This is a genomic window from Granulicella sp. L56, assembly GCF_009765835.1.
Classification (GTDB): domain Bacteria; phylum Acidobacteriota; class Terriglobia; order Terriglobales; family Acidobacteriaceae; genus Edaphobacter.
Genome location: NZ_LMUS01000001.1, coordinates 520,423 through 547,400, shown reverse-complemented (window position 1 = coordinate 547,400; position 26,978 = coordinate 520,423). Strand labels below are relative to the sequence as shown.

Annotated in this window: 18 protein-coding genes; 9 read left to right on the top strand and 9 right to left on the bottom strand. The window is 59.2% G+C overall.

Going from position 1 to position 26,978, the window contains the following annotated elements; all coding sequences use genetic code 11:
* Positions 1–18 precede the first annotated feature (18 nt).
* Positions 19–4,167: a sodium/solute symporter gene (locus GSQ81_RS02290; protein ID WP_254059940.1), complete on the bottom strand. Its 4,149-nt coding sequence runs from the start codon at positions 4,165–4,167 to the stop codon at positions 19–21.
* A 103-nt stretch (positions 4,168–4,270) separates the two neighbouring features.
* Here GSQ81_RS02290 and GSQ81_RS02285 point away from each other — a divergent pair, with 103 nt between their 5' ends.
* Positions 4,271–5,188, top strand: coding sequence for an N-acetylglucosamine kinase (locus tag GSQ81_RS02285; RefSeq protein ID WP_158909113.1), 918 nt, complete (start codon positions 4,271–4,273; stop codon positions 5,186–5,188).
* A 10-nt stretch (positions 5,189–5,198) separates the two neighbouring features.
* On the opposite strand, the gene GSQ81_RS02280 is transcribed toward GSQ81_RS02285, so the two are convergent.
* Positions 5,199–6,512 carry an Hsp70 family protein gene (locus tag GSQ81_RS02280; protein WP_158909112.1) on the bottom strand — a complete coding sequence of 438 codons (1,314 nt, stop codon included), beginning with the start codon at positions 6,510–6,512 and terminating at the stop codon, positions 5,199–5,201.
* A gap of 177 nt (positions 6,513–6,689) precedes the next feature.
* Between GSQ81_RS02280 and GSQ81_RS02275 the strand changes: the two genes are divergently transcribed.
* Entirely contained in the window at positions 6,690–8,243 is a 1,554-nt protein-coding gene (locus tag GSQ81_RS02275) for a DPP IV N-terminal domain-containing protein (RefSeq protein ID WP_158909111.1), read from the top strand.
* Positions 8,244–8,265: 22 nt separating this feature from the next.
* Here the strand turns inward: GSQ81_RS02275 and nagA are convergent, their stop codons facing one another.
* Both nagA and GSQ81_RS02265 read right to left on the bottom strand, forming a co-directional pair.
* On the bottom strand, positions 8,266–9,405 hold the full coding sequence (gene nagA, locus GSQ81_RS02270; protein WP_158909110.1) for an N-acetylglucosamine-6-phosphate deacetylase: 1,140 nt from the start codon (positions 9,403–9,405) through the stop codon (positions 8,266–8,268).
* 22 nt (positions 9,406–9,427) lie between these two features.
* Entirely contained in the window at positions 9,428–11,590 is a 2,163-nt protein-coding gene (locus GSQ81_RS02265) for a beta-N-acetylhexosaminidase (protein ID WP_158909109.1), read from the bottom strand.
* Between the two features lie 235 nt (positions 11,591–11,825).
* Between GSQ81_RS02265 and GSQ81_RS02260 the strand changes: the two genes are divergently transcribed.
* A complete protein-coding gene (locus GSQ81_RS02260) occupies positions 11,826–13,631 on the top strand; it encodes a hypothetical protein (RefSeq protein ID WP_174237926.1) in 1,806 nt (601 codons plus the stop codon).
* Positions 13,632–13,778: 147 nt separating this feature from the next.
* Complete coding sequence (gene uxaC, locus GSQ81_RS02255) at positions 13,779–15,176, top strand: glucuronate isomerase (RefSeq protein ID WP_158909108.1); 1,398 nt, start codon at positions 13,779–13,781, stop codon at positions 15,174–15,176.
* Positions 15,177–15,360: 184 nt separating this feature from the next.
* Here uxaC and GSQ81_RS02250 read toward each other — a convergent pair whose 3' ends face one another.
* Entirely contained in the window at positions 15,361–16,104 is a 744-nt protein-coding gene (locus GSQ81_RS02250) for a dienelactone hydrolase family protein (protein WP_158909107.1), read from the bottom strand.
* A 58-nt stretch (positions 16,105–16,162) separates the two neighbouring features.
* Here GSQ81_RS02250 and GSQ81_RS02245 point away from each other — a divergent pair, with 58 nt between their 5' ends.
* The 4 genes from GSQ81_RS02245 to GSQ81_RS02230 all read left to right on the top strand — a co-directional run bounded on the left by GSQ81_RS02245 (position 16,163) and on the right by GSQ81_RS02230 (position 20,860).
* Positions 16,163–17,437 carry a lactate racemase domain-containing protein gene (locus tag GSQ81_RS02245; protein ID WP_158909106.1) on the top strand — a complete coding sequence of 425 codons (1,275 nt, stop codon included), beginning with the start codon at positions 16,163–16,165 and terminating at the stop codon, positions 17,435–17,437.
* 88 nt (positions 17,438–17,525) lie between these two features.
* The gene (locus GSQ81_RS02240; protein WP_158909105.1) at positions 17,526–18,788 is read left to right on the top strand and encodes a tagaturonate epimerase family protein; all 1,263 of its coding nucleotides are present in this window, start codon (positions 17,526–17,528) and stop codon (positions 18,786–18,788) included.
* Positions 18,789–18,899: 111 nt separating this feature from the next.
* On the top strand, positions 18,900–19,982 hold the full coding sequence (locus tag GSQ81_RS02235; RefSeq protein WP_158909104.1) for a sugar kinase: 1,083 nt from the start codon (positions 18,900–18,902) through the stop codon (positions 19,980–19,982).
* A gap of 101 nt (positions 19,983–20,083) precedes the next feature.
* Positions 20,084–20,860 (top strand): SDR family NAD(P)-dependent oxidoreductase, encoded by a 777-nt coding sequence (locus tag GSQ81_RS02230; RefSeq protein ID WP_158909103.1) that lies wholly within the window; start codon positions 20,084–20,086, stop codon positions 20,858–20,860.
* A 525-nt stretch (positions 20,861–21,385) separates the two neighbouring features.
* On the opposite strand, the gene GSQ81_RS02225 is transcribed toward GSQ81_RS02230, so the two are convergent.
* Genes GSQ81_RS02225 through larE form a run of 4 tightly spaced genes read right to left on the bottom strand, consistent with a single transcriptional unit; the run spans position 21,386 to position 25,370 of the window.
* On the bottom strand, positions 21,386–22,411 hold the full coding sequence (locus tag GSQ81_RS02225) for an aldo/keto reductase (RefSeq protein ID WP_158909102.1): 1,026 nt from the start codon (positions 22,409–22,411) through the stop codon (positions 21,386–21,388).
* A gap of 55 nt (positions 22,412–22,466) precedes the next feature.
* Complete coding sequence (gene larB / locus GSQ81_RS02220; protein ID WP_158909101.1) at positions 22,467–23,222, bottom strand: nickel pincer cofactor biosynthesis protein LarB; 756 nt, start codon at positions 23,220–23,222, stop codon at positions 22,467–22,469.
* Positions 23,219–24,505, bottom strand: a complete 1,287-nt coding sequence (gene larC / locus GSQ81_RS02215; protein ID WP_158909100.1) for a nickel pincer cofactor biosynthesis protein LarC — start codon at positions 24,503–24,505, stop codon at positions 23,219–23,221. The genes larB and larC overlap by 4 nt, the downstream gene beginning before the upstream one ends.
* Before the next feature lie 31 nt (positions 24,506–24,536).
* On the bottom strand, positions 24,537–25,370 hold the full coding sequence (gene larE, locus GSQ81_RS02210) for an ATP-dependent sacrificial sulfur transferase LarE (protein WP_158909099.1): 834 nt from the start codon (positions 25,368–25,370) through the stop codon (positions 24,537–24,539).
* A 456-nt stretch (positions 25,371–25,826) separates the two neighbouring features.
* On the opposite strand from larE, the gene carA reads away from it, so the two are divergent.
* Positions 25,827–26,966, top strand: coding sequence for a glutamine-hydrolyzing carbamoyl-phosphate synthase small subunit (gene carA / locus GSQ81_RS02205; protein WP_158909098.1), 1,140 nt, complete (start codon positions 25,827–25,829; stop codon positions 26,964–26,966).
* Positions 26,967–26,978: the final 12 nt, after the last annotated feature.

Here is a 26,978-nt window from a genome sequence, read left to right as displayed (position 1 = left end):
ACCTGCCGAAATGGTTGGCTAATGGTAGAGCAGGTAGGGCGCACTACGCTTTTTGAACGCTGCGATATCGCTGGCCCAGGAAGCGGCGATGGCGCGTGGGTCTTCGTTGTTGCTGAGGTCGAGCATGGTGTTGACGCTGGCCACGAGCCGTTCTGCCTTATCGAGGTCGAACTTTTTGGGATAGAAGCGGTGGAGTGCGGCGAGAAGCTCGATGCCTAGTTCTGGAGCGTCGAGCGCATTGCGGTCGGTGAGCGTGATATGGATGCCTGGAATCGTCTGGCCGTGGTACGGGTAGTGGTCGGCAGTGTCGGCTACAGGAAAGCTGGTGGGAGTGAAAGTGACTCCGGGAATTTTACGGGCGGTGAGATAAGCGGCGAGTTGAGGCGCGTCGATGTAGGGTGCGCCGAAGTGCTCGAAGGGCGTGGGCGTGCCGCGGCCTACGGAGAAGTTGGGGGCCTCGAGCAGGGCCACTCCAGGGTAGAGCGTCGCTGCGGTGAGGCTGCGGAGGTTCGGGCTGGGGTTCATCCAGGGCAGGTGGGTCTGATCGAAATATTCGCTTCGCGTCCAGTTCTGCATGGGAACGACGGTGAGGTGCGCATTGATGGGAACCTGAACGTCGGGTGATGCGGCGGTTGGAAGGTGGCGCTCTCCGTTGATGTAACGGGCCAGTTCGCCGAGGGTAAGGCCGTGGCGAACGGGCAGCGGCATGTAGTCGGTGTAGGATTCGAGTCCGGCATCGGAGACAGGCCCCTGCACCTGTTCGCCGCCGATGGGGTTAGGGCGGTCGAGGACTATGACTTCGATGTGTGCCTGCGCTGCCGCTTCGAGGAAGTAGCCGACGACGGACTCATAGGTATAGAAGCGAACTCCCGCGTCCTGAAGATCGATGACGACAGCGTCGAGTTTGGTAAGGTCTTCCGGCTTTGGCCGCTTGTCGGAGTCTTTGGGGCCGTAGAGGCTGATGACGGGGAGATGCGTGTCGGGATCAGTCTCGGCGGCGATCTTTGTGGTGTCCTGCTTGCCGAAGATGCCGTGTTCCGGCGAGAAGAGCGTAGTAAGGGTAAGGCCGGGAACGAATCGGGGTGCGTCGGTGGCGAGAAGATCGACGGTGCGGTTGCCCTTGCTGTCGAGGCCGTTCTGGTTGGTGAGCAGACCCAGTCGCAGATGATTGTTATGCCGCCGGGCGGCTTCGGCGAGTGCGGAGTATTGGGTCGACTCGAGCACGTCGATGCCGGTGAGCGTAGGAGCGTTACTCTCGGCTGTTGTGGCTGAAGCGTCCTCGTTGAGGTGCAGAGCTTCGCCTGCCGCTGTGGCGATCTCGCCTCGCAGGACTGAGACCGGCGGATTGCCGCGTGGATGGATCGCGTTCGTCAAAATGATGACGTAGGTGTCGCTGGCTGGATCCATCCAGAGCGAGGTTCCGGTGAAGCCGGTGTGGCCGAAGGAGCCGATAGGAAAGACGCCGCCGCGTGGGCGCGAGAAGGGCGAGTTGATGTCCCAGCCGAAGCCGCGTGTGGCGATGCCCTTCGTGGTTTTGCCGTCTGGGGTGAAGATGGTGGCCGTGGTTTCGGCAGATGACGGCTGCTCGGGTTTTGTCATCAACTCAAGCGTGGATTGCTTCAGAGGAAATGTACTGGGGCGTCCTGCTAGTCGGTCAAGTAGCGCCTGTGCGAAGAGTGCCACATCGGAGGCGGTGCTAAAGACGCCTGCGTGTCCTGCGACTCCACCCATGCGACGAGTGGTGGGGTCGTTGACGGTGCCGCGAAGCATGTGGCCGAAGTCGGGATTGGTGGCTGCTGTGCCTTCGTCGTCGTAGGTGGTGGGAGCGGTATGGGGAATGATGGCGGAGGTGATCCAGTGGGGTGGAGAGCAGGAGTAATCCTTGAAGACCGCACTGGAGGATTCGTCGGATTTGAGCAGGTGTGGCGGGTCTGAAAGTGCAATGGCAGCGCCGAGGGTTTCGTGAGGACCGCAGGCCTCTGCAAACGGCAGGTAGCGCGTGTGGGTCATGTGGAGCGGCGTAAAGATGTGTCGCTGGGCGTAGACATCAAGCGGTTCGCCACTGAGCTTTTCGACGAGTGCCCCGAGGGTGATGAAGTTGATGTCGGAGTATTCGAAGTGGGTGCCGGGCGTGGTCACCAGAGGCGAGTTGAGGGCGCGGCGAATGCCTTCGGCCTTGTCGGGAGCGGCGAGTCCCCAGGGGATGTCTTTGAGGTTGATGTCAGGCGGCAGGCCGGAGTAGTGGGTCAGTAGCTCGCGGATGGTTATATTTTCTTTGCCATTCGCGGCGAAGGCCGGAAGATATTTCGCGACTGGGTCGTCGAAGTTGAGTTTGTGCTCCTCGTAGAGTTGCATGACGGCTACTGCGGTTGAGAGGCACTTGCTGAGCGAGGCCATGTCGAAGATGGTGTCTTCGGTCATCGGTTCTACGCTGGGTTCGAGAGAGCGGTGGCCGTAGGCTTGCTCGAATGCGACCTTGTTGTCGTGGCCGATGAGGACGATCGCGCCGGGGAGTTTTTTCTGGGCAACGGCGTCATTCATCAAGGTGCTGATAGGGGTGAAATCGGGAGGTTCACTGCTTTGTCCACGGGCGGCCACTGCGCTCAATGCAAAGAAGGCGAGCAATGCGGTCGTGGCGATGATCTTCGTTTTGGGCTTCGTGCGAAAGATGAAGCTGGCGACGGTGCCGATTCCGAAGGTTGCGACCGCGCCGATGAAGACGTACCACGTCCAGGCGACGTGTGGGATGGTGATGGGGCCGAGTGCGATGGGGTTGGGATGGAGCCAGAGCAGAATGTTGAGCGCGAAGCCGACGATCATGCCCAGAATTGCTCCGGTCTGGGTTGCATAGCGCGTGAGTGTGCCGAGGAGGAAGACGCCGAGCAGCGCACCGTAGGCGACCGAGGCGATGGAGAGGCCGATCTCGACGACGTGGCCTTTGCCTCCAGCATGAACGCTGTAGACGGCGATGGCGAAGAGCACAAACGCCCAGATGACGGTGGAGGAGCGGGAGATCAACATTCGTTCGCGGTCGTCGGCTTGGGGTCGCCAGTGCATATAGAAGTCTACGACGGTTGTGCTGGAGAGAGAGTTGAGTGCGGCGCTGAGGTTGGACATCGCAGCGGCAAGAATGGCGGCCACGAGCAGGCCCGCAACACCGATGGGCATCTCGCGAACGATGAAGGTGGGAAAGATTCTGTCTGCCGAAGCGAACACTGCCGGATGCAGGCCGTAGAAGACGAAGAGGCCCGCGCCGATGAAGAGAAACAGCGTGAACTGGAGAAGGATGACGACGCCGCTCGACAGCAGCGCAACGATGGATTGGCGCAGATTGCGGGCGGCGAGCATCCGCTGCACCATCAGTTGATCGGTGCCATGCGACGCCATGGTGAGGAAGGTGCCGCCGATCAGGCCCGCCCAGAAGGTGTAGGTTTCGGTGAGGTTCAGCGCGAAGTGGAAGAGGTGAAACTTGCCGGCGGCGGCTGCGACTTCGTGGATATGGCTCCATCCTCCAGGCACATGCGTTCCGAGTGTTGCCATCGCGACGAGCGTTCCGCCAACGTAGATGATCATCTGCACCACATCCGTCCAGATGACGGCAGCCATTCCTCCCTCGAAGGTGTAGAGCAGGGTAAGCGCGGAGATGATGGCGATGGAGAGAACATCGCGCGTGCCGATGGCGATGCCCACGACGATGGAAACGGCGAAGACGCGCACGCCTTCCGCTGCCGCTCGTGTGAGCAGGAAGAGCAGAGCCGTGACCTTGTGCAGCGTGGGGCCGAAACGTTTGTCGATGAGCTGGTAGGCGGTGAGCATCTCGCCCTGAAAATATTTGGGCAGAAAGATGGCGGCGACGACGATGCGGCCAACCATGTAGCCGAAGACAACCTGGAGGAAGCCGAAGTCGCCGCCAAAGGCGAGGCCGGGGATGGAGATGATGGTGAGCGTGCTGGTCTCGGCCGAGACGATGGAGAGCGCGATGGCCCACCACGGGATGGAGCGGTCGGCGAGGAAGTAGCTTTTGAGAGAGCGGCTACCGGTGGTCTTCTTACGGAAGCTCAGCCCGAAGAGAGTGATGCCAACAAGATAGATGGCGATGATAACAAGATCGATGGGATGGAGCCGCGTCGGCACAGCCAGCGCCAGGGCTTCGAAACAACTGGTCAATGCGACTCTCCTGTGAGGACTGCCTGACGGCATACCCTTGTGCCCATTATGATAACGGGGAGGGCGCTGGAATGGCTTGCGCGACGATGGGAGACAGGAAATCTTGGCTTATTTTATTGGCATTGATGCAGGTGGAACGAAGACAAGGTGTGTTCTGGGAGATGACACCAGGATTCTCGGACGAGCGGATTGTGGGAGTATCAAGCTGATGCGCGTAGGCGAGGCCGAGGCCACGGCGCGTTTGCACAGACTCCTCGAAGAGACTGCGGCTGCGGCCGGGGTAGGGCTGCAGGAGGTTACGCGAAGCTGCGTGGGCATTGGTGGCGTTTCGATTCCAGCGGTGCGCCAGTGGTGCGACACGCAGATGAGAGCCAAGGTGAGCGGCGAGGTGGAGGTATGCGGAGACGAAGACATCGCTCTCGACGCGGCGTTCCACGGCGGTCCCGGCATTCTGGCGGTTTCGGGGACTGGATCAATCTTCATTGGACGTAGCGCAGATGGAACGATGTATCCCGTAGGGGGATGGGGGCCGGTTCTGGCCGATGAGGGATCGGGTTGGTGGATCGGCGTGGAGGCCGTTCGCGCGGGATTCTGGGCGAGAGACCGGGGAATTGAGACGACCCTATTGGCAGAGGTGCAGAAGGCCTGGGGGTTGAATTCTCTGGGGGAGCTTGTTGAGAAGGGAAACGACCGTCCAGGGCCGGACTTCGCGGCGCTGGTTCCTCTGGTGGTGCGATGCGCAGAGAGCGGTGACGAGATGGCGCGGGCTGTGCTGGAGCGAGCGGGAGCGGATCTGGCCGAATTGATCACTTTGGTCGCAGTAAAGATGATGGAGACTTCAGACGGTAGGGAAGGCCCCATCGGAGTAGCGTATGTGGGCAGTATTTTGGAGCATGTCGCGATCGTTCGACAGACGATGATTGCGGCGCTGGCGGAGTCCGCGCCGCAGACTTATGTGCTGGAGGGTGCGGTGAATTCGCTCGAGGGCGCTCTGTGGCGAGCCCGCACTGCGGCCGCCTGATGGGTGTTGGCTAGAGGGTCCTCTCGCGGGCCCTCAGTGCAAGGCCGCGAGCTACCGAGGTAAATTCGTTGCCTGTGCGTACGCGCTCGGCGGTGAAGCGGCTTTCAAAGATGCGGCGCACTGAGGGCACGAAGCTGGTTCCACCGGTGAGGAATACGCGGTCGACGGTTTTGGCAGAGATGCCGGTTGTCTCTAACAAGCCATCCACGCATTGTTCGATGGATTGCAGGTCGTCGCCTATCCATGATTCGAAGTCGCTGCGAGCAACCGTGGCTTGTATATCCATGCTGCCATCATGGAAGTAGAACTGCGCCGATTCGTTGTGCGAGAGCGCGATCTTGAGCCGCTGCACGGCCTGATGCAACTGGTAGCCCAGGTCCTCGTCGATCAGGGTAAGCAGCGCTTCAATCTTTTCCGGCTCCAATGCATTGGCGCGAGCGCTCTTGAGTATCTGGTTGACGTTGCGCGTCTTCAGAAACGACAGGTAGTGCCACCGTTCGAGGTTGGCATAGATCCATGCTGGTACGGCTGGTAGCAGCTTGTTGAGCGAGCGTGCAAGCGAATCCGCGCCGAGCGCAGGCGATACCAGCTTGCGGACGATGCGGGCGTCAAAGGCATCCCCTGCCAGGCCAAGGCCGCTGTTGCCGAGCAGATCCTGTGCGGCACGGCCACGCTTGCGGACGCCGGGGCCGACGTGCAGCAGGGAAAAGTCGCTGGTTCCGCCGCCGAAGTCGCCGATGAGGATCAGCTCGTCGTGGTCGAGCGTGGACTCATAAGAGTAGGCAGCGGCGATAGGCTCCATCTCAAAATCAACGGACTCGAACCCGGCGTGGGTGAAAGCCTCGCGTAGCCGCTGTAGCGCGAAGTTGTCATCGTCGACAGAGTCGGCGCCGACGAAGCGGACCGGGCGGCCCACGGTAGCGTGAAGGACAGGTTGGCCGAACTGTTGCTCGGCGCGCAGGCGCAGGTCGGTGAGGATGCGCGAGATGAGGTCTTCGATGCTGTAGCGGCGGCCAAAGACTTCCGTCCCGGTAAGCGTGCGGCTGGTCAGGTAGGACTTCAGTGACTGGATAAGCCGTCCCTTATGCTCGGCGTCGAGATAGTGCTCGATGCCGGAGGGGCCCGTGAAGCTTTTGATCTGTGTGCGGCCGGCATGTTTGTGCTGTTCCAGATAAAGGATGGAGCGAAAGGACTCGATGCTCGCCGCTGCCGTAGGAAACGAGACCAGCTCGACTGCGCCCTCGGGCGTGGCAAGGGCGATGGAACTATTGGTCGTTCCGAAATCGATTCCGATAGAGGGGACGGGAGTGGACGGAAAAGGCATGGTCTTTCAGGATGCCAGATTTAGGGGCACGGAAGCCAGCCGGGTGCAACAGCATTTCACTTTCCCCTCATTTTCAGTTAGCGTGGTGCACTGTTCTCTTCTTCCTTTGCTATCTGTTCTATCGTGATTTGCGGAAGACCGCAGGATGCGTACGTTGATTCTCGTGGAGGCGGTTTCATGTCCAGAAGTCCTATTCGGTGGGTATCGGTTGCTCTTCTTTTAATCGTCCCTGTTTTCAGTCAGGCGCGCTCGCTCCCGGCGCAGGCCACTGCGAAATCATTGGGCATCTTCGAGGGCAGCAGCGACGTCGGCAGCGTCGTTCCTCCGGGAACTGTCGCCTACGATCCGGCGAAGCAGACGTACACCCTTGCTTCTGCGGGCGCGAACCTGTGGGAAAACATCGACGCTTTTCATTTCGTCTGGAAGAAGGTGTCGGTTGACGTGTCGCTGACGGCAGATATTGATTTTCCTGTGAAGACCGGCAACCCAAGCCCGCATCGCAAGGCGCTTCTGATGGTTCGCCAGAACCTCGATGCCGACGCTGTCTATGCCGATGCGGCCCAGCACGGCTCGGGATTGACGGCACTGCAATACCGGCGTGCAAAGGCCGCGACCACACAGGACATTGAGCTGAATATTGCATCGCCGAAGAGGCTTCGCCTCGAAAAGCGCGGCGACACAGTCACCATGTTTCTCAGCACGAACGGCGAACCGCTTCATCAGGTTGGCGCATCGATCAAGCTTCACTTCGATGGGCCATTCTATGTCGGCCTTGGGCTCTGCTCGCACGATGCCAAGGTTGTGGAGAAGGCGGTATTTTCAAATATCGAACTCAAAACGCTGACGCCGACTACACCAGCTACGCTCGCGCTTTACAGCACCCTGCAAACCATCGCAATCAATCCCGACGCCGGTGTAGCTACGGTGGCCTATACGACGCGCGGCCACTTTGAAGCGCCTAATTGGACGAGGGATGGAAAGTTCTTAATCTTCGATCAGGATGGCAAGATCATGAAGGTTCCTGTGACAGGGGGAATGCCTGGGGCTCTCGATATTGGCGCTGCTACGCGGTGCAACGGCAGCCATGGGCTCTCGCCCGACGGCAAATGGCTGGCCATCAGTTGCAGTATGCCGGACAAGCCCGAATCGCGCGTCTACATCGTTCCCTCCAACGGGGGAACGCCGCGCATTGTTACCGAGAATCCAAATTCTTACTTTCATAACTGGTCTCCCGACGGTAAAAGAATCATCTTTACTCGCCCGAGCCATGGCTCCGGCAATATCTACGCTATTCCGGTGGAAGGCGGCGAAGAGAAAGCTCTGACCACTGGCAACGGCATCAGCGACGATCCGGATTGCTCACCCGACGGAAGGTATATCTACTTCAACTCAGATCGGGCCGGCGGTATGCAGATCTGGCGTATGCGTCCCGATGGCAGCGAGCTGGAGCAGATGACCTTCGACGAGCGCATGAACTGGACGCCACACATCTCGCCCGATGGAAAGTCGATGGTCTATCTCAGCTACGAAAAGGGCGTTGCCGGACATCCGGTAAACAAAGATATAGAGCTACGCATCATGTCTTTGAGCGATAAGAAGGTCAGGGTGCTGGTGAACCTTGTTGGCGGATCTGGCACGATCAATGTGCCATCCTGGGCTCCCGACAGCCAGCATCTGGCCTTTGTCAGCTACCAGAAGCTTCCTGCAGAAGACAATGGAAGCAGTGAGTAAGTTGCCGCTCGAATGGATTACTCTATCCGCGAGCCGGAATACGAGTGCCGTTCAAGATCGTTACTTGAAGCTCACCGGCAGCGTTGAAAACGTTGAAGTCTGCGGGTTGACCGGCGATGGGGTTAGCAATCGCGTCTTCCATGCCCAGCAGCTTCGCGGGATTGTGCGATGCCAGCCGCACAGCCGTACCGAGAGGTGAACCGGTGAAGCGCTGCAGATTGGCGACGGCTCGATCCATGGTTAGAACGCTTCCGGCGAGGCTGCCGTTCGACATGGCGCGGCCATCGGCTACCTGGACCTGAAAAGTCCCGAGTGTGTAGGTCCCATCCGGCATTCCGGTGGCGGACATGCTGTCGGTTACAAGGATGGCTTTGTTCGGTCCCTTTGCTTTGAGCCACAGGCGGACCATCTCCGGAGCAACGTGGACGCCATCACAGATCAGTTCGGCGAACAGGCGATCATCGTCGAGCACAACGGCGATGACGCCGGGTGCGCGATGATCGAGCGCGCGCATGGCGTTGAAGGTATGCGTAGCACTGCGGGCTCCGGCGTCGATTGCAGCGAGCGCCTCCTCTGACGTGGCGTCTGTGTGGCCAATGCTGACCTTTACGCCATGATGAGAAGCATGTTCGATGAGGGCGAGCGCGCCGGGAATCTCCGGAGCGATAGTGATGAGACGGATATGTCCGCGAGCTGCCTCTTGAAAGCGGTCAAAGAGAGCGATATCCGGCGGAAGAATATCGGCCGGAGGGTGAACGCCTTTTTTTGCGTGAGAGATGAATGGCCCTTCGAGATGAATCCCGATAGGCGTTGCCTCATTGGTAGGAGTCCGCGATTCGACGGCATTGGCCAATGCTTCAAGTGACCGCAGTGTTTGATCGATCGGGGCTGTGACCGTCGTAGGGAGGTAATGTCCGACGCCACGGGTCGCCAGAAATCTGTTTACGACAGCAAGCTCTGCGGGGCTGGCATGCATGACGTCATAGTTGGCTGCGCCATGCGTATGGATATCGAGAAAGGTTGTGGTCAGCACGTCTTCTGACTTGTTCGCAGGATCAGAGTGGATGCTGGCAATCAGGCCGTCGTCATCGATGGCAACGACGGGGTGGTCGATGCTGCCCTGCGAGGTATGAAGCTGGCGTGCTGTGAGAGTTGTTGGCATCGAGATTAGTTTAGTTCGTCTCCTAGTGGGCTGCCGCGGTCGGCGGCGGCGCCGGAATGCCAAGCTCTGCCGCAGTTGGCAGCGTCTGGCTATCGGCCCATTGCCGTTGCGCCACGCGGATCTTGTCGCTGCGAGCGAGCCACAGGCCAATCGTGTAGTCGTAGTGCTCGAGTACAGGCCGCAGAGCATAAGGCCGATTCGACCGGAGCCACGCCTGCTGGTAGAGATCGCGAATCAACGAATAGTCATCGCGAATGTCGGCGATGCGCCCGTTGTTGCCGTTGATTTCCGAGAGTTCGCTCGCGACGGTCTGGCGCTGCTTGTGGTCGGTGGTCATGCGCATGTCATAGGCACGCTGATAGCCCTGGGCGATCTCGTCGGCCAACTGAAATTTCAGTCCGATGAAGTCCATACGACGCGCACCCAGCTCAAGCGCGTCAATCGCATCCGTCTCGCGCAGACTGGTCGGATTGGAGGGATACGCATCGGCCGGGTTGTAAGGCGCTGCGGTGGCCGTAAACGACTTCGACGGCGCAGGTGCAGCAGCGCGGGCCTGCGCAATCAGCGTAAGTGCCCGTTCTGCATGCAGGCGCAGCTCATGGGTGTAAGGGCGAATCTTGTCCGCGTAGACCTGCCCGTCCTTGCTCATCGGATCGAGCCAGAAGAGGCCATCGGAGCCATCGCCGGTTTTGGCCTGCTGCTTCAGGAGTGCGTGGGCCAGTATGATCTCTTTCTGCGCTTCATTGAGGTCGCCTGTCATGTCGCCGTGAAAGACCTGCGCATACGAGTCCTGAAATTGCGGAATCGAGGACTCGCCCTTCTGCCACGAAGCCGCGGCACCAAAGAGGATGCCGTACCAGTTCATGTTTTCAAGACCTTCGCCGTCGTCGTTCCAGATCGTATTCAGCGCGCCGGTCGAGCCAAGCCTCTGGCCATCGCGAATGAAACCCTGAATATTCAGCAGCGCGAGATTGTTATTCGGATAGACGCGCGACCAGTTGTTGACGCCGGGCGCAACCCACGTCTCAAAGCCAGCGTTGGTGAAGGGTGTGAGATAGCGGTCGAAGCCACGCGGCTCGGGGTTATAGGTCCACGCAATGGCGATGGTCGAGTCCTTGAACGACTGCGGCATCTTCTTGAGCAAATCAGGAGAGTCTTGCGCGATGTCGCCCCAGAACAGCAGCTTGCGATGCAACGGCTGCAATGCGGTGACAATACGCTGCATGAAATCGAGGTAGACCGCCCCAAGGCCGCGGGCGTCGACATCCGCCTTGGTCTGCCCGGTACCGAGATCGACGGTTTCATCCGCACCGATATGCAAAAATGGCCCCGGATAAAGCGCGGCAAGCTCGCCGAACATCTGCTGGATCAGCGGAACTGATCCGGGTTGGCCGGGTGCGAGCACCTCTCCGTGAGGATTTTCAGCTAACTGAGAGTACTGCTCCCACGTCAGGTTGTGGTGCAGATGCCCGAAGGCTTCCTGCTCGGGAATGATGGTCACATGGTAGGCCTGCGCATACGCTACCAGCGTCTTCGCATCGGCGGCGGAGATGCTGCCCCCCGGAGGAGCCATCAGCGGATTCGACGCATACTGCTGCGTGTGCTCAAAGTAAGGCGAGTAGATATTGATCTTGTAAGCAGCAATCGTACGAATTTGTTTCTTCTGAAAATCGAGCGTAGGTACTGGCCCTCGCGAGAGATCGTCGTCGAGGCCGCGATACTTCAACGCGGGCCAGTCGCGAATATCCGCACCGCGCAGGATCGCCTTCGGCCCATCGCCCACGATGAGTTGCTTGACCGTCTGCGCTCCATAGAAGAGCCCTTCGGCGGTAGCCGCGGTGACGGTAAGCGTGTTGCGGCTGGCGGAGATGACGTAGCCCTCGGGCTTCATCTCGGCGGTAAAGCCCTCTGCCGGGTGGTTGGCGAGCCGGGTCAACTCAATGACCAATCCCGATGTCGATACCGAAGAGATATTGCGCTCCTGCAAACTCGTCCCCAGATCGGTGGCGGCGAAGTGGTCTTCCTCCGAACACGGCGCTTCGCAGACGATGCGAACCCCGTCCGGCAGCGGCACGTCGGCGGTCGCATGGACCTCGCGCGGCATGGGGATCAGTTTGATGGAAGACTGCGCGGAGGCAAAGGTTGTCAGTGCGAGGAGGACGATCCCGCTGCGAAAAAATAGCATACATAACGATATATCAGCCAGGCGGCCACCTGTGCAGTGCCTCCTGTGAGCCTGCCGAGGCGGGGTTATTTGACCGTTGTGTCAAAAGAATGTGAATAGAAAGAGAAATTCGCGTTCTGTTCACATTCCTTTGCAACCATGCCCTCAAGGAACGACGCTGCGCGTGGTTTTTGGGCCGAGTAAGAAAGCCCCGCTAACCTCGCGCGCGGACGTCCTGTTCAACCTGAGGGGTCCCATGACGAAGCAAGTACGAGCGGCGATGACAGCGATGCTGGTTCTATGTACCGTGTCGATGCAAGCGCAGACCAGCACGACACAGCCAAAGAAGGCAACACATAAGAAAGTAGTTAAGAAGAAGGCCGAGAGCGCAACAGAACTTGAGATTCGCGAACTGCGCGAACAGATGCAGAGCCAGCAGGCACAGATCGACAGCCTGAAGCAGCAGAATGCCGACAAGGATGCGAAGCTAGCGACGGCATCGCAGGATGCACAAGCTGCGAATACAGCGGCAGCACAGGCCCAGTCGCAGGCAGCGGGTGTCAGCACGAGCGTTCAAGCGAACACTGATGCCGTCAACACGCTGAACGGCACTGTGACCGATCTCAAAGTAAAGAACGATACTCTCGCGCAGACCATCAGCGATACCAAGAAGAATTTGACGCAGCAGATCGATGAGCCGCTCGCACTTCACTACCACGGCATCAAGATCACGCCGGTTGCCTTCTTCGCGGCTGAATCGGTCTATCGTCAGCGCTCGCTCAACTCGGACGTGAACACGCCATTCAACTCCACGCCCTTTCCGGGAGCGGCACAGGCTCATACCAGCGAGTTCAATTTCTCCGGGCGCCAGAGCCGTATCGGCGGATTGTTCGAGGGCAACACGGGAGCCTTCAAGCTCTCGGGTTACATCGAGGCCGACTTCCTCTCCGCTGGCGTCACCAGCAACGACAACCAGAGCAACAGCTACACCCTGCGCCAGCGCCAGTTCTGGGGTCAGATCGCGACGCAACGTGGGCTCGCCATCACGGGCGGCCAGATGTGGTCGTTGGTGACGGAGACCAAGAAGGGAACCGACAATCGTACCGAGAACCTTCCGATGGTTATCGATGCTCAGTACCATGTCGGTTTCAGTTGGGCACGTCAGCCCGGCGTCCGCATCCAGCAAAAGCTTGGCATGGCAACCGTCGCGGTAGCGCTCGAAAATGCGCAGAACATCTTCTCGGCGACGAATGCGAACTCGAACTTCTTCTTCGGCAACGCGGGTACGGGCGGCGGCTTGTACAACGCCACCGCAAACTACTCCAACAACGTAGCGCCCGACGTGATTGTGAAGGCTGCCTTCGATCCGAAGATTGGCCACTACGAGATCGGTGGTCTCGCCCGCTTCTTCCGCGATCGCTACTATCCCGGTGTCAATGCTGTTCCGACGACCGGTGCAACTGGCGCGGCGAACGACACCAAGACCGGCGGCGGCTTCTTTGCCAACGCTCGCGTTCCGGTAACGAAATTCGCTGATGTAGGTGTACACGTCCTCGTCGGTACGGGCGTGGGCCGCTACGGCACCTCGACGCTGCCTGACACCACCGTTCACCCGGATGGAACTCTGGCGACCATCAAAGCCGACCAGGGCTTGTTCTCGCTTGAACTTCACCCCAACAAGAAGCTCGATCTCTTCGGATACGCTGGTGGCGAGTACGCACAGCGCACTGCCTTCCTGAACCTGACCGGACCGAACGCGGGCAAGCTCACGGGCTATGCGCCGATCACAGCCTCGAACGCAGGTTGCGGCACGGAGCTTCCGCCAACGGGTGCGACCGGCTACAACCCAGCCGTTCCGGCGAACTGCACTGGGGCGACCCGCGCGGTCATCGAAGGCACTGCGGGCTTCACCTACCGCTTCTACAGCAGCCCCAAGTACGGCAGGCTGCAGTACGCCATGCAGTACAGCTACCTGACGCGCAACGCCTGGGATGGTGCAGGCGGATCACCAAAGGGTACGAACAACATGGTGTTTACCGGGATGCGTTACTACATTCCGTAAATCGCCGTATTTTCGAAAAGGGGACGCTCTTCTGGAGCGTCCCTTTTTTGTTCTGTGGCAGACATTGTTCGTGGTGCGACCAATTTTGATAGGCTTCAAAGGGTAGCGCTTCAGGCGCGATTGCTTTTTGGAGAGGTAACAAAGACGATGCTTGACGAAAACAGGTTATTTCCTTCGGATCCTGCGGCCCGCTCGGTGGCCGTGAAGTTGTACGAAACGGCACGGAAGCTCCCCATCATTTCGCCTCATGGGCACTGCGATCCACGCTGGTTTGCCGAAGACAAGGCCTTTCCCAACCCGTCTGCGCTGTTCATCACTCCCGATCACTACGTCTTCCGTATGCTCTACTCGCAGGGCGTCTCGCTCGAATCCCTCGGCGTACCCCAGGTCGATGGCGGCGGATCCTCCGATCCCCGCGAGGTCTGGCGTATCTTCGCCAAGCACTACTACCTCTTCCGCGGCACGCCGACCCGGCTGTGGCTCGACTATGCCTTCGAGAAGCAGTTCGGTTTGAAGGACCGTCTCAGCCCGCAAAATGCCGATGCTTACTATGACCTGATTGCCAAGGCACTGGAGACGCCCGTGTTCCGTCCTCGGGCTCTGTATGAGCAGTTCAACATCGAGGTACTGGCCACCACCGACACGCCGCTGGACACGCTCGAGTTCCACAAGGCCATCAAGGAGTCGGGATGGAAGGGCCGCATTCTGCCCACCTTCCGCCCTGACTCTGTCATCGACGCCGAGTACACAGGTTTCGTCCAGAACATCGAAAAGCTGGGCCAGATCACCGGCGAGAACATCGGCACCTTCAAGGGCTACCTGAACGCTCTGCGCAACCGCCGCGCCTTCTTCAAGTCGATGGGGGCGACGGCCACCGATCATGGCCACCTCACTGCACAGACCGCGGACCTCGACGCTGCCGCGGCGGAGTCGCTCTACCAGAGAATCCTCTCCGGCAAGTCCGCGCCCGAAGAGCAGCAGCTCTTTCAGGCGCAGATGCTGACCGAGATGGCCGGCATGAGTGTCGAGGACGGGCTGACCATGCAACTGCATCCCGGCTCGCTGCGCAATCACAATCTGCAGGTCTATACGAAGTTCGGCCGCGACAAGGGGGCCGATATGCCGCTGGCGACCGAGTACGTCCGCTCCCTGCGTCCGCTGCTCAACCGGTACGGCAACGATCCGCGCCTGACCTTCATCCTCTTCACTCTCGACGAGACCTCGTACTCACGTGAACTGGCGCCGCTGGCTGGCCACTATCCCGCGTTGCGTCTGGGGCCGCCCTGGTGGTTTCAGGACTCCCCCGATGGCATGATGCGCTTCCGCGAGCAGGCCACCGAGACGGCGGGCTTCTACAATACGGTAGGCTTCAACGACGACACCCGCGCCTTCCTGTCGATCCCCGCACGTCACGACGTAGCCCGCCGCACCGACTGTGCCTTCCTCGGCAGGCTGGTGGCAGAGGGCCGCCTCGACGAAGACGAAGCCTTTGAGGTAATCGAAGATCTTACCGTCAATCTGGTAAGGAAAGCCTACAAGCTGTAGACGTGTCATTTTGAGAGGAACGATCTCCTCTCGCTGCAAACTCATAGGCGGCTCACTGTGTACCGTGAGCCGCTTTTCTATCCAGCCTTATTCCAACCCAAACGTAATCGCAGCATATCTGCTGGAAAGTTGTAAGACCACTTTCGCAGGGAAGTGTTCCAAAGGCCTTCCCTCAGATAACCTTCTAGGAGATTGTTTCCTCCAGTAAATTCTTCAACTTTTCAAAGGCGCGATCGGCTTGTTCGGGATTGAATGCTGGATTATCGGGGACCGTCCAGCCATGGTGTGCCCCTTCGTAGATCTCGCTCTCATACTGTTCGCCCCAATCTACTAGAGCCTGCTCCAGCCCTTTGATGGCCTCGGCATCCATGCTCTTGTCCTGGTCTGCATGGCCAAAGTAAAGCCGGGCAACAACTTGCGGCAGAACCAGATGCGGGCTTGCAGGATCGCCGGCGCGGTATAGGCCTCCACCGTGGAAGGAGGCCGCTGCCGCGATTAGGGACGACCGTACTGCCGCTGCCCGCAGCGCCATCGCTCCGCCAAAGCAGTAGCCCACAATGCCCATCTGGCCTGGGTGAAAGGCTGGTTGCGCTTCGAGAAAGTCGACATAAGCGGCAACGTCCCGCTCCTGAGCTTGCGCCGTGAGCGGTGCCATCAACTCGGCCATGCGCTGCATGGTGCGCGGCTCTCCCGATACACGAGGAAAGTCGAAGACCGGGGAACGGCTGGTGCGATAGAAGGGGTTGACCAGAAGCACGACATAGCCTTCGTGAGAGAGGCGTCGAGCCATGCTGCGGTGCGCTTCGCGAATGCCGCCGATGTCGGGTAAGTGGATCACCCCGGGCAGCGGCGTGGAGGTGTCAGGCGAGAAGAGGACGGCATCGGTTGTGCCGTCGGGCGTGGGGAGGGTGAGGTCTTGCTCAGTCATGGGTAGCTCCTCTTGTTGGACTGTATAACACTCACTCCTGCAGAGTAATATGAGGAACATGAGCCTCTTTTTTGCTGCTGGAAGTGCGACGACGGAGATGTCACCGAGTGAGGTGCGGGCAGGGCTGTTCAGCGCCCTCGACAAGTTGGGAAAACGGAAGAAAGTGTTGGCGGTTCCCCCGGATTTCACGCGAATGCACTCGCAAAGCGGCGTTTTGACCGAGATGGCATGGGACTACTATGGCGAAAATCTGGTGGATGTCCTGCCTGCGTTGGGAACCCACAAAGGGATGACCGACGAAGAGATCTCCATCATGTTTGGGAAGACTCCGCGCGAGCTCTTCCGCGTCCACGACTGGCGCAACGACATCGTTACTCTTGGCGAAGTTCCCGGCGAGTTCATGTATGAAGTCAGCGAGGGCAAGCTCGATTACACCTGGCCCGCACAGGTCAATAAGCTGCTTCGCGACGGTGGCCACGATTTGATTCTGTCCATCGGGCAGGTGGTTCCCCACGAGGTCGTGGGCATGGCGAACTACAACAAGAACATCTTTGTGGGCACCGGCGGCTCAATGGGGATTCATCGCAGCCACTTCCTCGGCGCTGTCTACGGCATGGAGCGCATGATGGGCCGGGCAGATACCCCGGTGCGCCGCGTGCTGAACTATGCCAGCGACCACTTCGCGCAAAACCTGCCGATCGTGTACGTGCAGACCGTGGTGAGCAAGAACGACGCGGGCGAGCTGGTCATTCGTGGCATGTATATCGGCGATGACGCGGAGTGTTTTGAGCTTGCTGCCGAGCTGAGCCTTCAGGTTAACTTCAAGATGATGGACCGCGAGATCAAAAAAGCAGTCGTCTTCCTCGATCCGCACGAATTTCGCAGCACCTGGCTGGGCAACAAAAGCGTCTATCGCACCCGCATGGCTCTCGCCGACAATGCTGAATTGATCGTCCTCGCTCCCGGAGTCCACGAGTTTGGCGAAGACGCCGCCATTGATGTGCTGATTCGCAAATATGGCTACTGCGGAACTCCGAGGACGCTTGAAGCAGTGAAAGAAGACCCCCAGTTGGCGGGGAACCTGAGCGCCGCTGCCCACCTGATCCACGGCTCCAGCGAAGGCCGCTTCACCATTCGCTACTGCCCCGGACACCTGACCCGGGAGGAGATCGAGAGTGTCCACTACGAGTATGGCGATCTCGCGGAAGCCCTGAAGAAATACAATCCGGAGACCCTTAAAGACGGCTGGAACACGGTCGACGGCGAAGAGATCTTCTACATCTCTAACCCCGGTCTCGGCCTTTGGGCTTATGAAGGCCGCTTCAAAAATTAATCAATTTGCAGCAAGACCGCATTAATGGGATGCTGGTGTAATTGGAAATTGGTTAGACCAATTAGATTCGAGAGAAGAGAAGGGTTCTATGAGCGAGGGATTGAAGCTTCCGAAGTTTTCACTGGGTGTGGGGGATCGGTTTGCGCACCAGGCAAAGGCGCAGCTTGCGGCATGTATTTTGGCTGCCGATGCGGGGGTTGAGGTAGTTCCGGTGTGGAACAAGTCCAATCGGGAGCACATGATTATTGGGTCGGAGCCGAGCCAGACGCGAGCCGCCGCAGACGCTGCGGTGAAGGAACTTGGCTGGACCAAGCCGTACTTTCTGGACGCCGACCACATCAATCTGAAGACAGTGGGTAGGTTCCTCGAACCCTGCGATTTTTTCACCCTCGATGTCGCAGATTTGATCGGACAGCCTGCCGATCCGAAGGATGTAGAGGCGTTTGTGAAACGGCATCCGGAGTTGGTGGGCACGGTGACGATTCCGCACATCGACGAGCCGTTCAAGACCGATGTTGCCTTTGTGACTGGTGTTGCCAATAAGTTTCTCGCCGCGGTGCAGGATGCCGGGCGCATCTATCGCTTTCTGGTGGAGAAGAAGGGCGCGGGCAAGTTCATTGCCGAGGTCTCGATGGACGAGACCGACTATCCGCAGACTCCGGTGGAGTTGCTGATTATTCTGGCTGCGATCTCGGATGAGAAGATTCCTATCCAGACGATTGCGCCGAAGTTTACAGGCCGATTCAACAAGGGCGTCGATTACGTGGGCGATGTCGCTCAGTTTACGAAAGAGTTCAACGAAGATCTGGCGACCATTGCTTTTGCGATCAAGACCTATGGACTGCCTGACAATCTGAAACTCAGCATTCACTCCGGCTCCGATAAGTTCTCAATCTATAAGGCAGTTCATGACGCGGTGAAGAAGTTCGACGCCGGTGTTCATATGAAGACGGCGGGAACGACCTGGCTGGAAGAGCTGATCGGATTGGCCGAAGCCGGTGGGAACGGGCTCGCGATTGCCAAAGAGGTTTACGCCGAGGCCTACGCGCACAGTGAAGAGCTGTGCGCGCCGTATGCGACTGTCATCGACATCGATCCGACGAAGCTGCCGCAGCCCGAAGAGGTAAATGGGTGGACCAGTGAGCAGTACACCTCGGCCCTGCGCCATGAACAGGGCAACAAGGCGTATAACCAGAGTTTCCGGCAGTTGTTGCATGTCGGCTTCAAGGTTGCGGCGAAGCTGGGCGATCGTTACCTGAAGGCTCTGGAGGCGAATGAAGCGGTTGTAGCGAAGAATGTGACCACGAATTTATTTGAGCGGCACATTCGTCCGGTATTCCTTGGAAAATAGCGGCATCGTTTGAGGAAAACTTCGGCATTTGTTTGGAGTTGATCGTCGAATCGCTATGATGGATAGAGTCATGTCCCGAGTGGGGCATCGAAAATTGAGGAGAATGGCGCAATGAATCTTGGCTTCAAAATTCCTGAAAAAGGCACATTGGATTTTCTGTCCCTCGGGGCACTCGTTACCCGGCTCGATCCCGGCATTATCCCGTTTCGCAAGGCCACAGAGCTTGCAATCCACGTAAGCGGCGGCGAGTTCAATGTCGCGGCGAACCTGTCGGACTGCTTCAAGCTGAACACCGGCGTTGCGTCCGCCATGGTGGACTATCCGATTGGAGATCTCGTTGCCGAGCGCGTGCGTGCGATGGGCGTCAAGCCGATCTACAAGCACTTCGAGCATGACGGAACCCGTGGACCGAACATTGCGACCGTTTACAGCGATCAGGGCTTCGGTGTCCGCGCTCCGGTGGTGTTCTACAACCGCAGCAACGAAGCCGCGGCGCTGCTGAAGCCGGGCGACTTTGACTGGAAGGCCATCTTTGGCCAGGGCGTTCGCTGGTTCCACAGCGGCGGAATCTTCTCCGCTCTCTCCGAGTCGACCGCTGAGTTGTTGATCGAAGCGCTCAAAGCAGCCCGCGCTGCCGGTGTGATCTGCTCGTTCGACCTGAACTATCGCGAGAAGCTCTGGAAGACGGTTGGCGGAATCAAGCGTGCCCACGAAGTGCTTGGCAAGATCGTCGAGAACGTCGATGTTCTGGTCGGCAACGAAGAGGACCTGCAGAAGGGACTCGGCTTTGAAGGCCCAGAGGTTGGAGCCAGCTCCAAGCTCGATCCCAGTGTCTTCCTGGGCATGATCGATCAGGTGGTGAAGCGCTATCCCAACATCAAGATCGTTGCGACGACACTGCGCGAGGTTCATAACACGAACCACCACAGCTGGAGCGCGGTGGCGTGGGTGAACGGCAAGACGGTCAATGCTCCTACGGCTGAGCTGAAGGTGCTCGACCGCGTTGGCGGCGGAGACGGTTTTGCAGCCGGATTTATCTATGGCTTGCTCAGCGGGCAGGAGCCCGAAGAGGCGATCAAGCTGGGATGGGCTCACGGCGCGCTGATGACGACCTTCCCCGGTGATACCACGATGGCGACCCTTGACCAGGTCAAGGCGTTTGCCAGCGGCGGATCGGCTCGCATCCAGCGATAAATGTTTTTCCCGATAGCTATAACGGACCGCGTTTCCGTCTTCATGAAAATGAGGATGGGAACGCGGGTCTGGGTTGAAATTGCTGAAGAAAGAGGAGATTGATGGGACATCCGTTGTTTGACCTGAGCGGCAAATCGGCCGTAGTGGTTGGCGGAACGTCGGGCATTGGCCTGGCGATGGCGATTGGGCTGGCCGAGGCAGGCGCCGATGTGGTGGCGAGCTCGCGGCGTGCCGAGCAGGTTGAAGAGGCTGCAAAGGCGATTGAAGCTAAGGGCCGCAAGGCGCTTCGCCTGACTTCGGATGTAGGAGACCGGGCTTCGTTGCAGGCGTTGCTGGATGAAACGTTGAAGGCGTTTGGCAAGGTCGACATTCTGATTAACTGCGCAGGCAAGATCAAGCGTGAGCCCACGCTGACCGTTCCCGAAGAGACCTGGGACGACATTATGGACACGAACGTCACGGGCACGCTGCGCGCCTGCCAGATCTTCGGAAAACACATGCTGGAGCGTGGCTATGGCCGCATCATCAACATTGCTTCGCTCAACACGTTTGTCTCTTTGAAAGAAGTGACCGCCTACGCGGCGAGCAAGGCTGCTGTGGGCGCGCTGACGAAATCGCTGGCCGTCGAGTGGAGTGCGCAGGGCGTGACCGTGAATGCCATTGCACCTGGAGTCTTTCGCACCGCGCTGAACCAGAAGCTGCTCGACGAGAGCGACCGCGGCAAAGAGCTACTGTTGCGCACTCCCATGGGACGGTTCGGCAAGACGGAAGAGCTGGTTGGATCGGCTGTCTTTCTGGCGAGCGACGCCTCCACCTTTGTTACCGGAGAGATTCTGGTGGTCGATGGCGGATTTCTTGCCAGCGGCGTTAATCAGTAAACGCTCTCAAGATTTATATTTAAAGGGTCAGCCAACATTTGTATTGATGGCTGGCCCTTTGTCTTTAAAGGGACTTTGCTCCAGATGTAGTTTTGTGATTCGAGCAAGACGCAGATTCCCTTCGGGAATGACAAACGGGGAAGCAGACCTGAAACGAAGGAAGAAAACCTGAGGGAATGCTATAAGTCCTGTCCTTTCGAGGGTACCCCCCCCCGGGGGGGGTACCTTGGGCATAAATCGCTTGTTTGCAGAGAGTTACGATGATTTCAATTTGGAAAATATTGCATATAAATGGCTTACAGCTAAAATATTGTTTCTAAACGAGTTAGGCCCAGCTTTTGGCTGGGCCTTGAGCTTATTTCCATGTGTTTTAAGTGTAGCGAATCGGGCGGAACTGTTTTGCAGTTTTGCGGGATTTATTTTTGAGGAGGCAAGTTATTTGTTTTGTTGCGGTTGCCAGCCTTTATGCTGCTTGAAGGAGCGATAGAGGGGCTTGACATGGGGTTTTGGCCGGATTTCCGCGGCTTAGCCTAGCCATTTGGGATTGGCGGCGGTTCCGTCGAATTGGCTGGTGGTCTTGAAGAGCTCGAACTTTCCTTCGCTGGCGGCTTCGCGAGTGCGGTCGAGCAGGCTTGCAATCTCGGTCTGGGTGAGCGGCTTGAAGGTCTTGGTCGCCTGAATGGCCTGATCGAGGACCGCCGGGGAGTCGATGCCGGTGATGACGACGGAGACTGGCTGAGTGAGGCCGTAGTGAAGGGCCTCAATGGGCTCTACCGTCTTGCTGCGCAAGATATAGTTGTCGCCGAAGGTCTTCATGGCGAGGATGCCGGTGCCTTGCTTGAGTGCGACCGGGATGACCTCTTTCGTAAAAGAACGGAAGTGAGCGTCCATGACGTTGACCGGCATCTGCACGGTGTCGAAGTGGAAGCCGTGCTTTTCTGCGAACTCGAACATGCGTAGATGGACGGCGGGGTCTTTGTGGCCGGTGAAGCCGATGTAGCGAATCTTTCCGGCCTGTCGTGCGGCTACGGCTGCTTCGAGAGCGCCGCCGGGAGCGAAGACGCGGTCGGGGTCTTCCATGCGGATAATCTCGTGGAACTGGACGAGATCGATGACGTCGGTTTGGAGGCGACCGAGGGACTCTTCGAGCTGCTTGTTGTAGGCCTCTTTGGTGCGGCCATCCATCTTGGTCATCAGGAAGACCTTGCTGCGGTAGCCGTCGCGCAGGGCCTGACCCATGCGGACTTCGCTGATGCCGTTGTTGTAGTCCCAGCAGTTGTCCATGAAGGTGATGCCGCGGTCGATGGCCTGGCGGATGAGGTGAATGCTCTCATTGGGGTCGGCCTGCTTGCCGACGTGGAAGCCGCCGAGGCCAATGGCGGAGACGCGTTCGCCAGTCTGGCCCAGCTCGCGATAGATCATGTCGGGGGATTCAGGTCGCGCGGCTACGCTGGAGGTCTTTGCGGCGGATGCGGATTGGCCGACGATGTTGCCGGTGGCTGCTGTGACCCCGACGGCGGTTGCTGACTTCAGGAAGTTCCTGCGCTCCATGTGGCTCTCCTCTGTACTTGCGTACAGGTTTGGATGCGAAGCGATGGCACGGTGGTTACTTATGGGCGGCGCGAGCGATGAGCGTTGCGGTATAGGCGGCGCCGAAGCCGTTGTCGATGTTGACGACGCAGACATTGGGCGAGCAGGAGTTGAGCATGCCGAGGAGAGCGGCCGCTCCCGAGAAGGAGGCTCCGTAGCCGACGGAGGTGGGGACGGCGATGACAGGAACGGCGACGAGGCCGCCGACGACGCTGGGCAGCGCACCTTCCATTCCGGCGCAGACGATGACGGCGTTGGCGGTGGCGAGGATGTCGCGCTGGGCGAGCAGACGATGGATGCCGGCGACGCCTACGTCATAGATGCGGGTGACCTGCGCGCCGAAGAGCTCGGCGGTGACGGCTGCTTCTTCGGCGGCCGGGAGGTCGCTGGTTCCGGCGCAGAGGACGGCGACGTGGCCGTGCGGCTCGGCTGGAGGCGATTGGCGAAGGGTGATGGCGCGGGCTGGCTGGTGATACTTCGCCGCTGGAGTAAGGGCGAGAACTGCCGCTGCGGTGGCCTCGTCGGCGCGAGTGGCGAGAACGTCGATGCCGGTTGCGGCCATGTGGGCGAAGATTTCGGCGGTCTGCTCGGGTGATTTACCTGCGGCGTAGATGACCTCGGGCAGGCCGTTGCGGAGAGAGCGGTGGTGATCGATCTTGGCGTAGTCGAGGTCTTCGAAGGGAAGATTGGCGAGGCGCCCGGAGGCCTGCTCCGGGGTGAGGGTGCCGCGCTGGATTTCGGCCAGAAGTTCGAGAAGAGATGTTTTGTTCATTTTGATTTGCCGGAGTGATATGCGGCGATGGCGGATTGGACGACCTGTTTGACGGGGACGTTGTGGGCTGCGGCGGCGGCGCGGCAGTCCTCGAACTCGGGGTTGGCATTGAGTTCTTCCTTGAATTCATCGTGGCCGAGTGAGCCTACCTTGATGCGGATCTCTCCGTAGGACGTGGAGACGGTGTGGTGGCTGCGGTCAAGGCAGGAGCGCTGTTGCTGGTGAATGCGGATGCCGAGGGTGCTGGTCTCGCGGAGGAGCAGGCGCTCGAGGGCGGCGGATTTTTCAGGGTCGCAGAGGACGGTGAGAAGCGTGCCGGGACGGCCCTTCTTCATGATGACCGGGGTGAGCATGACGTCGAGCGCGCCTTGCTGCAGGGCTTGTTCGGCGACGTGGGCGATGATCTGCGGGTTGAGATCGTCGAGCGCGGTTTCGAGAACGGTGACGGCGTTGGTGGCTGTATCTGTGACGGGGGCCTGCGCGGACTCGCCGATGTTGAGGCGCAGAACGTTGGGGAAGCCTTTGGGGTTGCGGCCTCCGGCACCGTATCCGATGCGATGGACGCGCATGACGGGCGGTTGGCTGAAGGTGGGAGAGAGGGCGCGGAGAATGGCTGCGCCGGTAGGGGTGACCAGTTCGATCTGCGGGGCGGCGGAGTCGGAGTAGGTGGGCAGGCCGCGCAGAAGGTCCGCTGTGGCGGGAGCGGGAACAGGAAAGTGGCCGTGGGCGCAGTCGATGGAGCCGCCGCCGACGTTGAGCGGGGAGCAGAACCACTGATCGACGGCGAGGGCGTGAATGCCTGCGGAGGCCGCGACGATATCGACGATGGCGTCGATGGCGCCTACTTCGTGGAAGTGAATTTTTTCTACGTCTACGTTATGAATTTTGGCTTCGGAGGCTCCGAGGAGTTCGAAGGCGCGAATCGCGGTTTGCTTTACTTCGTCTGCCAGGGTGCTGGATTGAATGATCTTGCGGATGGAACTGAGGTGGCGTCCGTGATGGTGGGGTGCGGCCTTCTCTTCGGGCTTTTTGTCGTGGGTGTGCGGCTCGGCGTGGGTATGGGCCGAATCGTTTTTCTCGGCTATCTGGGTTCCGTCGAAGACCAGGGCGCGAGTGGAGGAAATGCCGCTGCGGTCGGTCTTTTCGATCTCGAGGGAGGCTCCGAGATTGAGGGAGGCGATGGCTTCGTGGAGGACCTGGGGGGCGAGTCCGGCATCGAGCAAAGCGCCGAGAAACATGTCTCCGCTGATGCCGGCGAAGCAGTCGAGATAGGCAATGCGCATGGGCTTATTGTTTCATGGTTGGAGGCGGGATTTACTTTGTGGCGGGAGCGATGGCGGTCGTAGGGAGTATGTCGTTCATGCTGCCGGAGCGGTAGCCCTGGGTGTCGAGGGTGATGTAGAGGAAGCCGAGGGGACGCAGGGCGGCGGTGATGCGGTCGAGGGTGTCGAGCGAGAGGGCGCGGGGCAGCTCGGCGCGGGCGATCTCGATGCGGGCAAGGTCGCCGTGGTGGCGCACGCGGACCTGCTGGAAACCGAGGGCATGAAGCGCCTCTTCAGCCTGCTCGACCTGCGAGAGGTTTTCGCGGGTGACGGGGTGGCCGTACTCGATGCGCGAGGCAAGGCAGGCAGAGGCAGGCTTGTCCCATAGCTCCAAACCGGCTTCGTGGGCGAGCTGGCGGATCTCGGCCTTGGTGAGCTCGGCTGTGACGAGCGGAGCGACGGCGTGGTGTTCGGCGGCGGCCTGCTGGCCGGGGCGGAACTCGCCTCGGTCGTCGAGATTCATGCCGTAGGCGATGTGCCGGAAGCCTCGCGACTGGCGCTCGGACTCCATGCGGGTGAAGAGCTCGTCTTTGCAGTGGAAGCAGCGCTTGCTGTCGTTGCGCTGGTAGTCGGGATTCTCGAGCTCTTCGGTGTGCAGGATCTGGACGGGGATGCTGTGTTCGGCGGCAAAGGCGAGGGCGGCGGCCAGCTCGGCGCGGGGCAGGGAGGCGGAGTCGGCGATGACGGCCAGCATGTCGTCGCCGAGGGCTTGATGCGCTGCGTAGGCGAGATAGGCGGAGTCGGTCCCGCCGGAGTAGGCGACGAGGAGGCTGCCGAGGTCGCGGAGGGTAGATTCGAGAAGAGCGGATTTTTGCGGCAGGTTCATTCGAGGGCGCCTGACAGCTATTGTAGGAGAGATGCCGGAGAGTTGGGCGAGGCAGATGATAAGTCAGGTAACTTCTCAGAAATTTCACTCCGGAGTGGCTGGAAGTATGACTCTTGGTAGAGTAAGCTTCGTGTACTGACTGACTATTTCGGAAGACGAAATAGCGGAGGGGGAGGAGAGATTTATGAAGATTCGTAACCTGATCCTTGGTGCCATTGCATTTGTTGTGTTGGCAGGAGCTGTCGTCCCTGCAAATGCTGCGGTGCATCATCGTCGTCATCATCATCGCCATCACAGGCGCTAGTAATTTTTTTACGATAAAGAAGAGGCCCGGACGCTATGTTCCGGGCTTTTTTTCGTGTCAATACAGAGGTTTAGAGGGAGGCAGCTTAAAGGATGCGGTTTATGCCCGCCAAAGCTGTTAGAATCTATAAAATCCACTCCTCTGGAGAGGCAATGCAGGCAATACTGGCGCTGGAAGACGGGCGCATCTTTCGTGGTAAGAGTTTTGGCGCGCAGACGGAACGGTCTGGCGAGGTGGTCTTCAATACATCACTGACCGGCTATCAGGAGATCTTCACCGATCCTTCCTACGCGGGCCAGATTGTGGTTCTAACGAATCCGCATATTGGAAACTATGGGACGACACCGCACGATGCGGAGGCCATACGGCCTTACATCGAAGGGCTGGTGACGCGGGAGTTCTCGCCGATGAGCTCGAACTGGCGTTCGACCCAGGCCGCTGATGAGTATCTGGAGCGCTATGGCGTGCCCGTGATCTCGGACATCGACACGCGTGCCGTGGTGCGGCATCTGCGGGCCAATGGCGTGATGCGCGGCGTAATCGCGAGCGGTGAGAATCTTGACGCGGATGCGCTGGTGGCGAAGGCACGTGCAATCCGGAAGATGGATGGCACCGACCTTGCCAGCGTGGTGACCACGAAGACTATCTACAAGTGGGACGCCAGCGAGCCGAAGAACCAGACCGGAGATACGCTACTGACGCCTGCGGAAAATGCGGACGGCAAGCAGATGCATGTCGTGGCCTACGACTTCGGCATCAAGGAAAACATTCTGCGGATGTTGACACGCGAGAACTGCAGCGTGACCGTGGTTCCGGCGACCACCCCGGCCGAAGAAGTGCTGGCGATGAACCCGGACGGCGTCTTCTTCTCGAACGGGCCTGGCGATCCAGAGCCGCTGCATTATGCGGTCGAGAATGTAAAGAAGTTACAGGGAAAGACGCCGATCTTCGGGATCTGCCTGGGGCACCAGATCTTTGGGCTGGCGCTGGGCGGCAAGACCTACAAGCTGAAGTTTGGGCATCATGGCGGCAACCATCCCATCATGAACCACCAGACCGGCAAGGTGGAGATCACAGCGCAGAACCACAACTTCAACGTCGATCCAAATTCGCTTCCGGCGAATGTGGAGCGGACGCATACCAACCTGAACGACCAGACGCTGGCTGGATTGAAGCATAAGACCGATCCGATGTTCAGCGTGCAGTACCATCCCGAAGCAAGTCCCGGGCCTCACGATTCGCATTATCTCTTCCGCGATTTTAGGGAGATGATGGAAGAGTGGAAGAAATAGAAGCTCATCGCG

Bases quoted from the DNA above. Each gene is read 5' to 3' on its own strand.
- GSQ81_RS02250 (WP_158909107.1), bottom strand. From the start codon at position 16,104: ATGACTGAGCAAGACCTCACCCTCCCCACGCCCGACGGCACAACCGAT.
- GSQ81_RS02245 (WP_158909106.1), top strand. From the start codon at position 16,163: ATGAGCCTCTTTTTTGCTGCTGGAAGTGCGACGACGGAGATGTCACCG.
- GSQ81_RS02260 (WP_174237926.1), top strand. From the start codon at position 11,826: ATGACGAAGCAAGTACGAGCGGCGATGACAGCGATGCTGGTTCTATGT.
- larC (WP_158909100.1), bottom strand. From the start codon at position 24,505: ATGCGCATTGCCTATCTCGACTGCTTCGCCGGCATCAGCGGAGACATG.
- GSQ81_RS02225 (WP_158909102.1), bottom strand. From the start codon at position 22,411: ATGGAGCGCAGGAACTTCCTGAAGTCAGCAACCGCCGTCGGGGTCACA.
- nagA (WP_158909110.1), bottom strand. From the start codon at position 9,405: ATGCCAACAACTCTCACAGCACGCCAGCTTCATACCTCGCAGGGCAGC.
- GSQ81_RS02275 (WP_158909111.1), top strand. From the start codon at position 6,690: ATGTCCAGAAGTCCTATTCGGTGGGTATCGGTTGCTCTTCTTTTAATC.
- GSQ81_RS02280 (WP_158909112.1), bottom strand. From the start codon at position 6,512: ATGCCTTTTCCGTCCACTCCCGTCCCCTCTATCGGAATCGATTTCGGA.
- larB (WP_158909101.1), bottom strand. From the start codon at position 23,222: ATGAACAAAACATCTCTTCTCGAACTTCTGGCCGAAATCCAGCGCGGC.
- larE (WP_158909099.1), bottom strand. From the start codon at position 25,370: ATGAACCTGCCGCAAAAATCCGCTCTTCTCGAATCTACCCTCCGCGAC.
- uxaC (WP_158909108.1), top strand. From the start codon at position 13,779: ATGCTTGACGAAAACAGGTTATTTCCTTCGGATCCTGCGGCCCGCTCG.
- GSQ81_RS02265 (WP_158909109.1), bottom strand. From the start codon at position 11,590: ATGCTATTTTTTCGCAGCGGGATCGTCCTCCTCGCACTGACAACCTTT.
- GSQ81_RS02240 (WP_158909105.1), top strand. From the start codon at position 17,526: ATGAGCGAGGGATTGAAGCTTCCGAAGTTTTCACTGGGTGTGGGGGAT.
- carA (WP_158909098.1), top strand. From the start codon at position 25,827: ATGCAGGCAATACTGGCGCTGGAAGACGGGCGCATCTTTCGTGGTAAG.
- GSQ81_RS02235 (WP_158909104.1), top strand. From the start codon at position 18,900: ATGAATCTTGGCTTCAAAATTCCTGAAAAAGGCACATTGGATTTTCTG.
- GSQ81_RS02230 (WP_158909103.1), top strand. From the start codon at position 20,084: ATGGGACATCCGTTGTTTGACCTGAGCGGCAAATCGGCCGTAGTGGTT.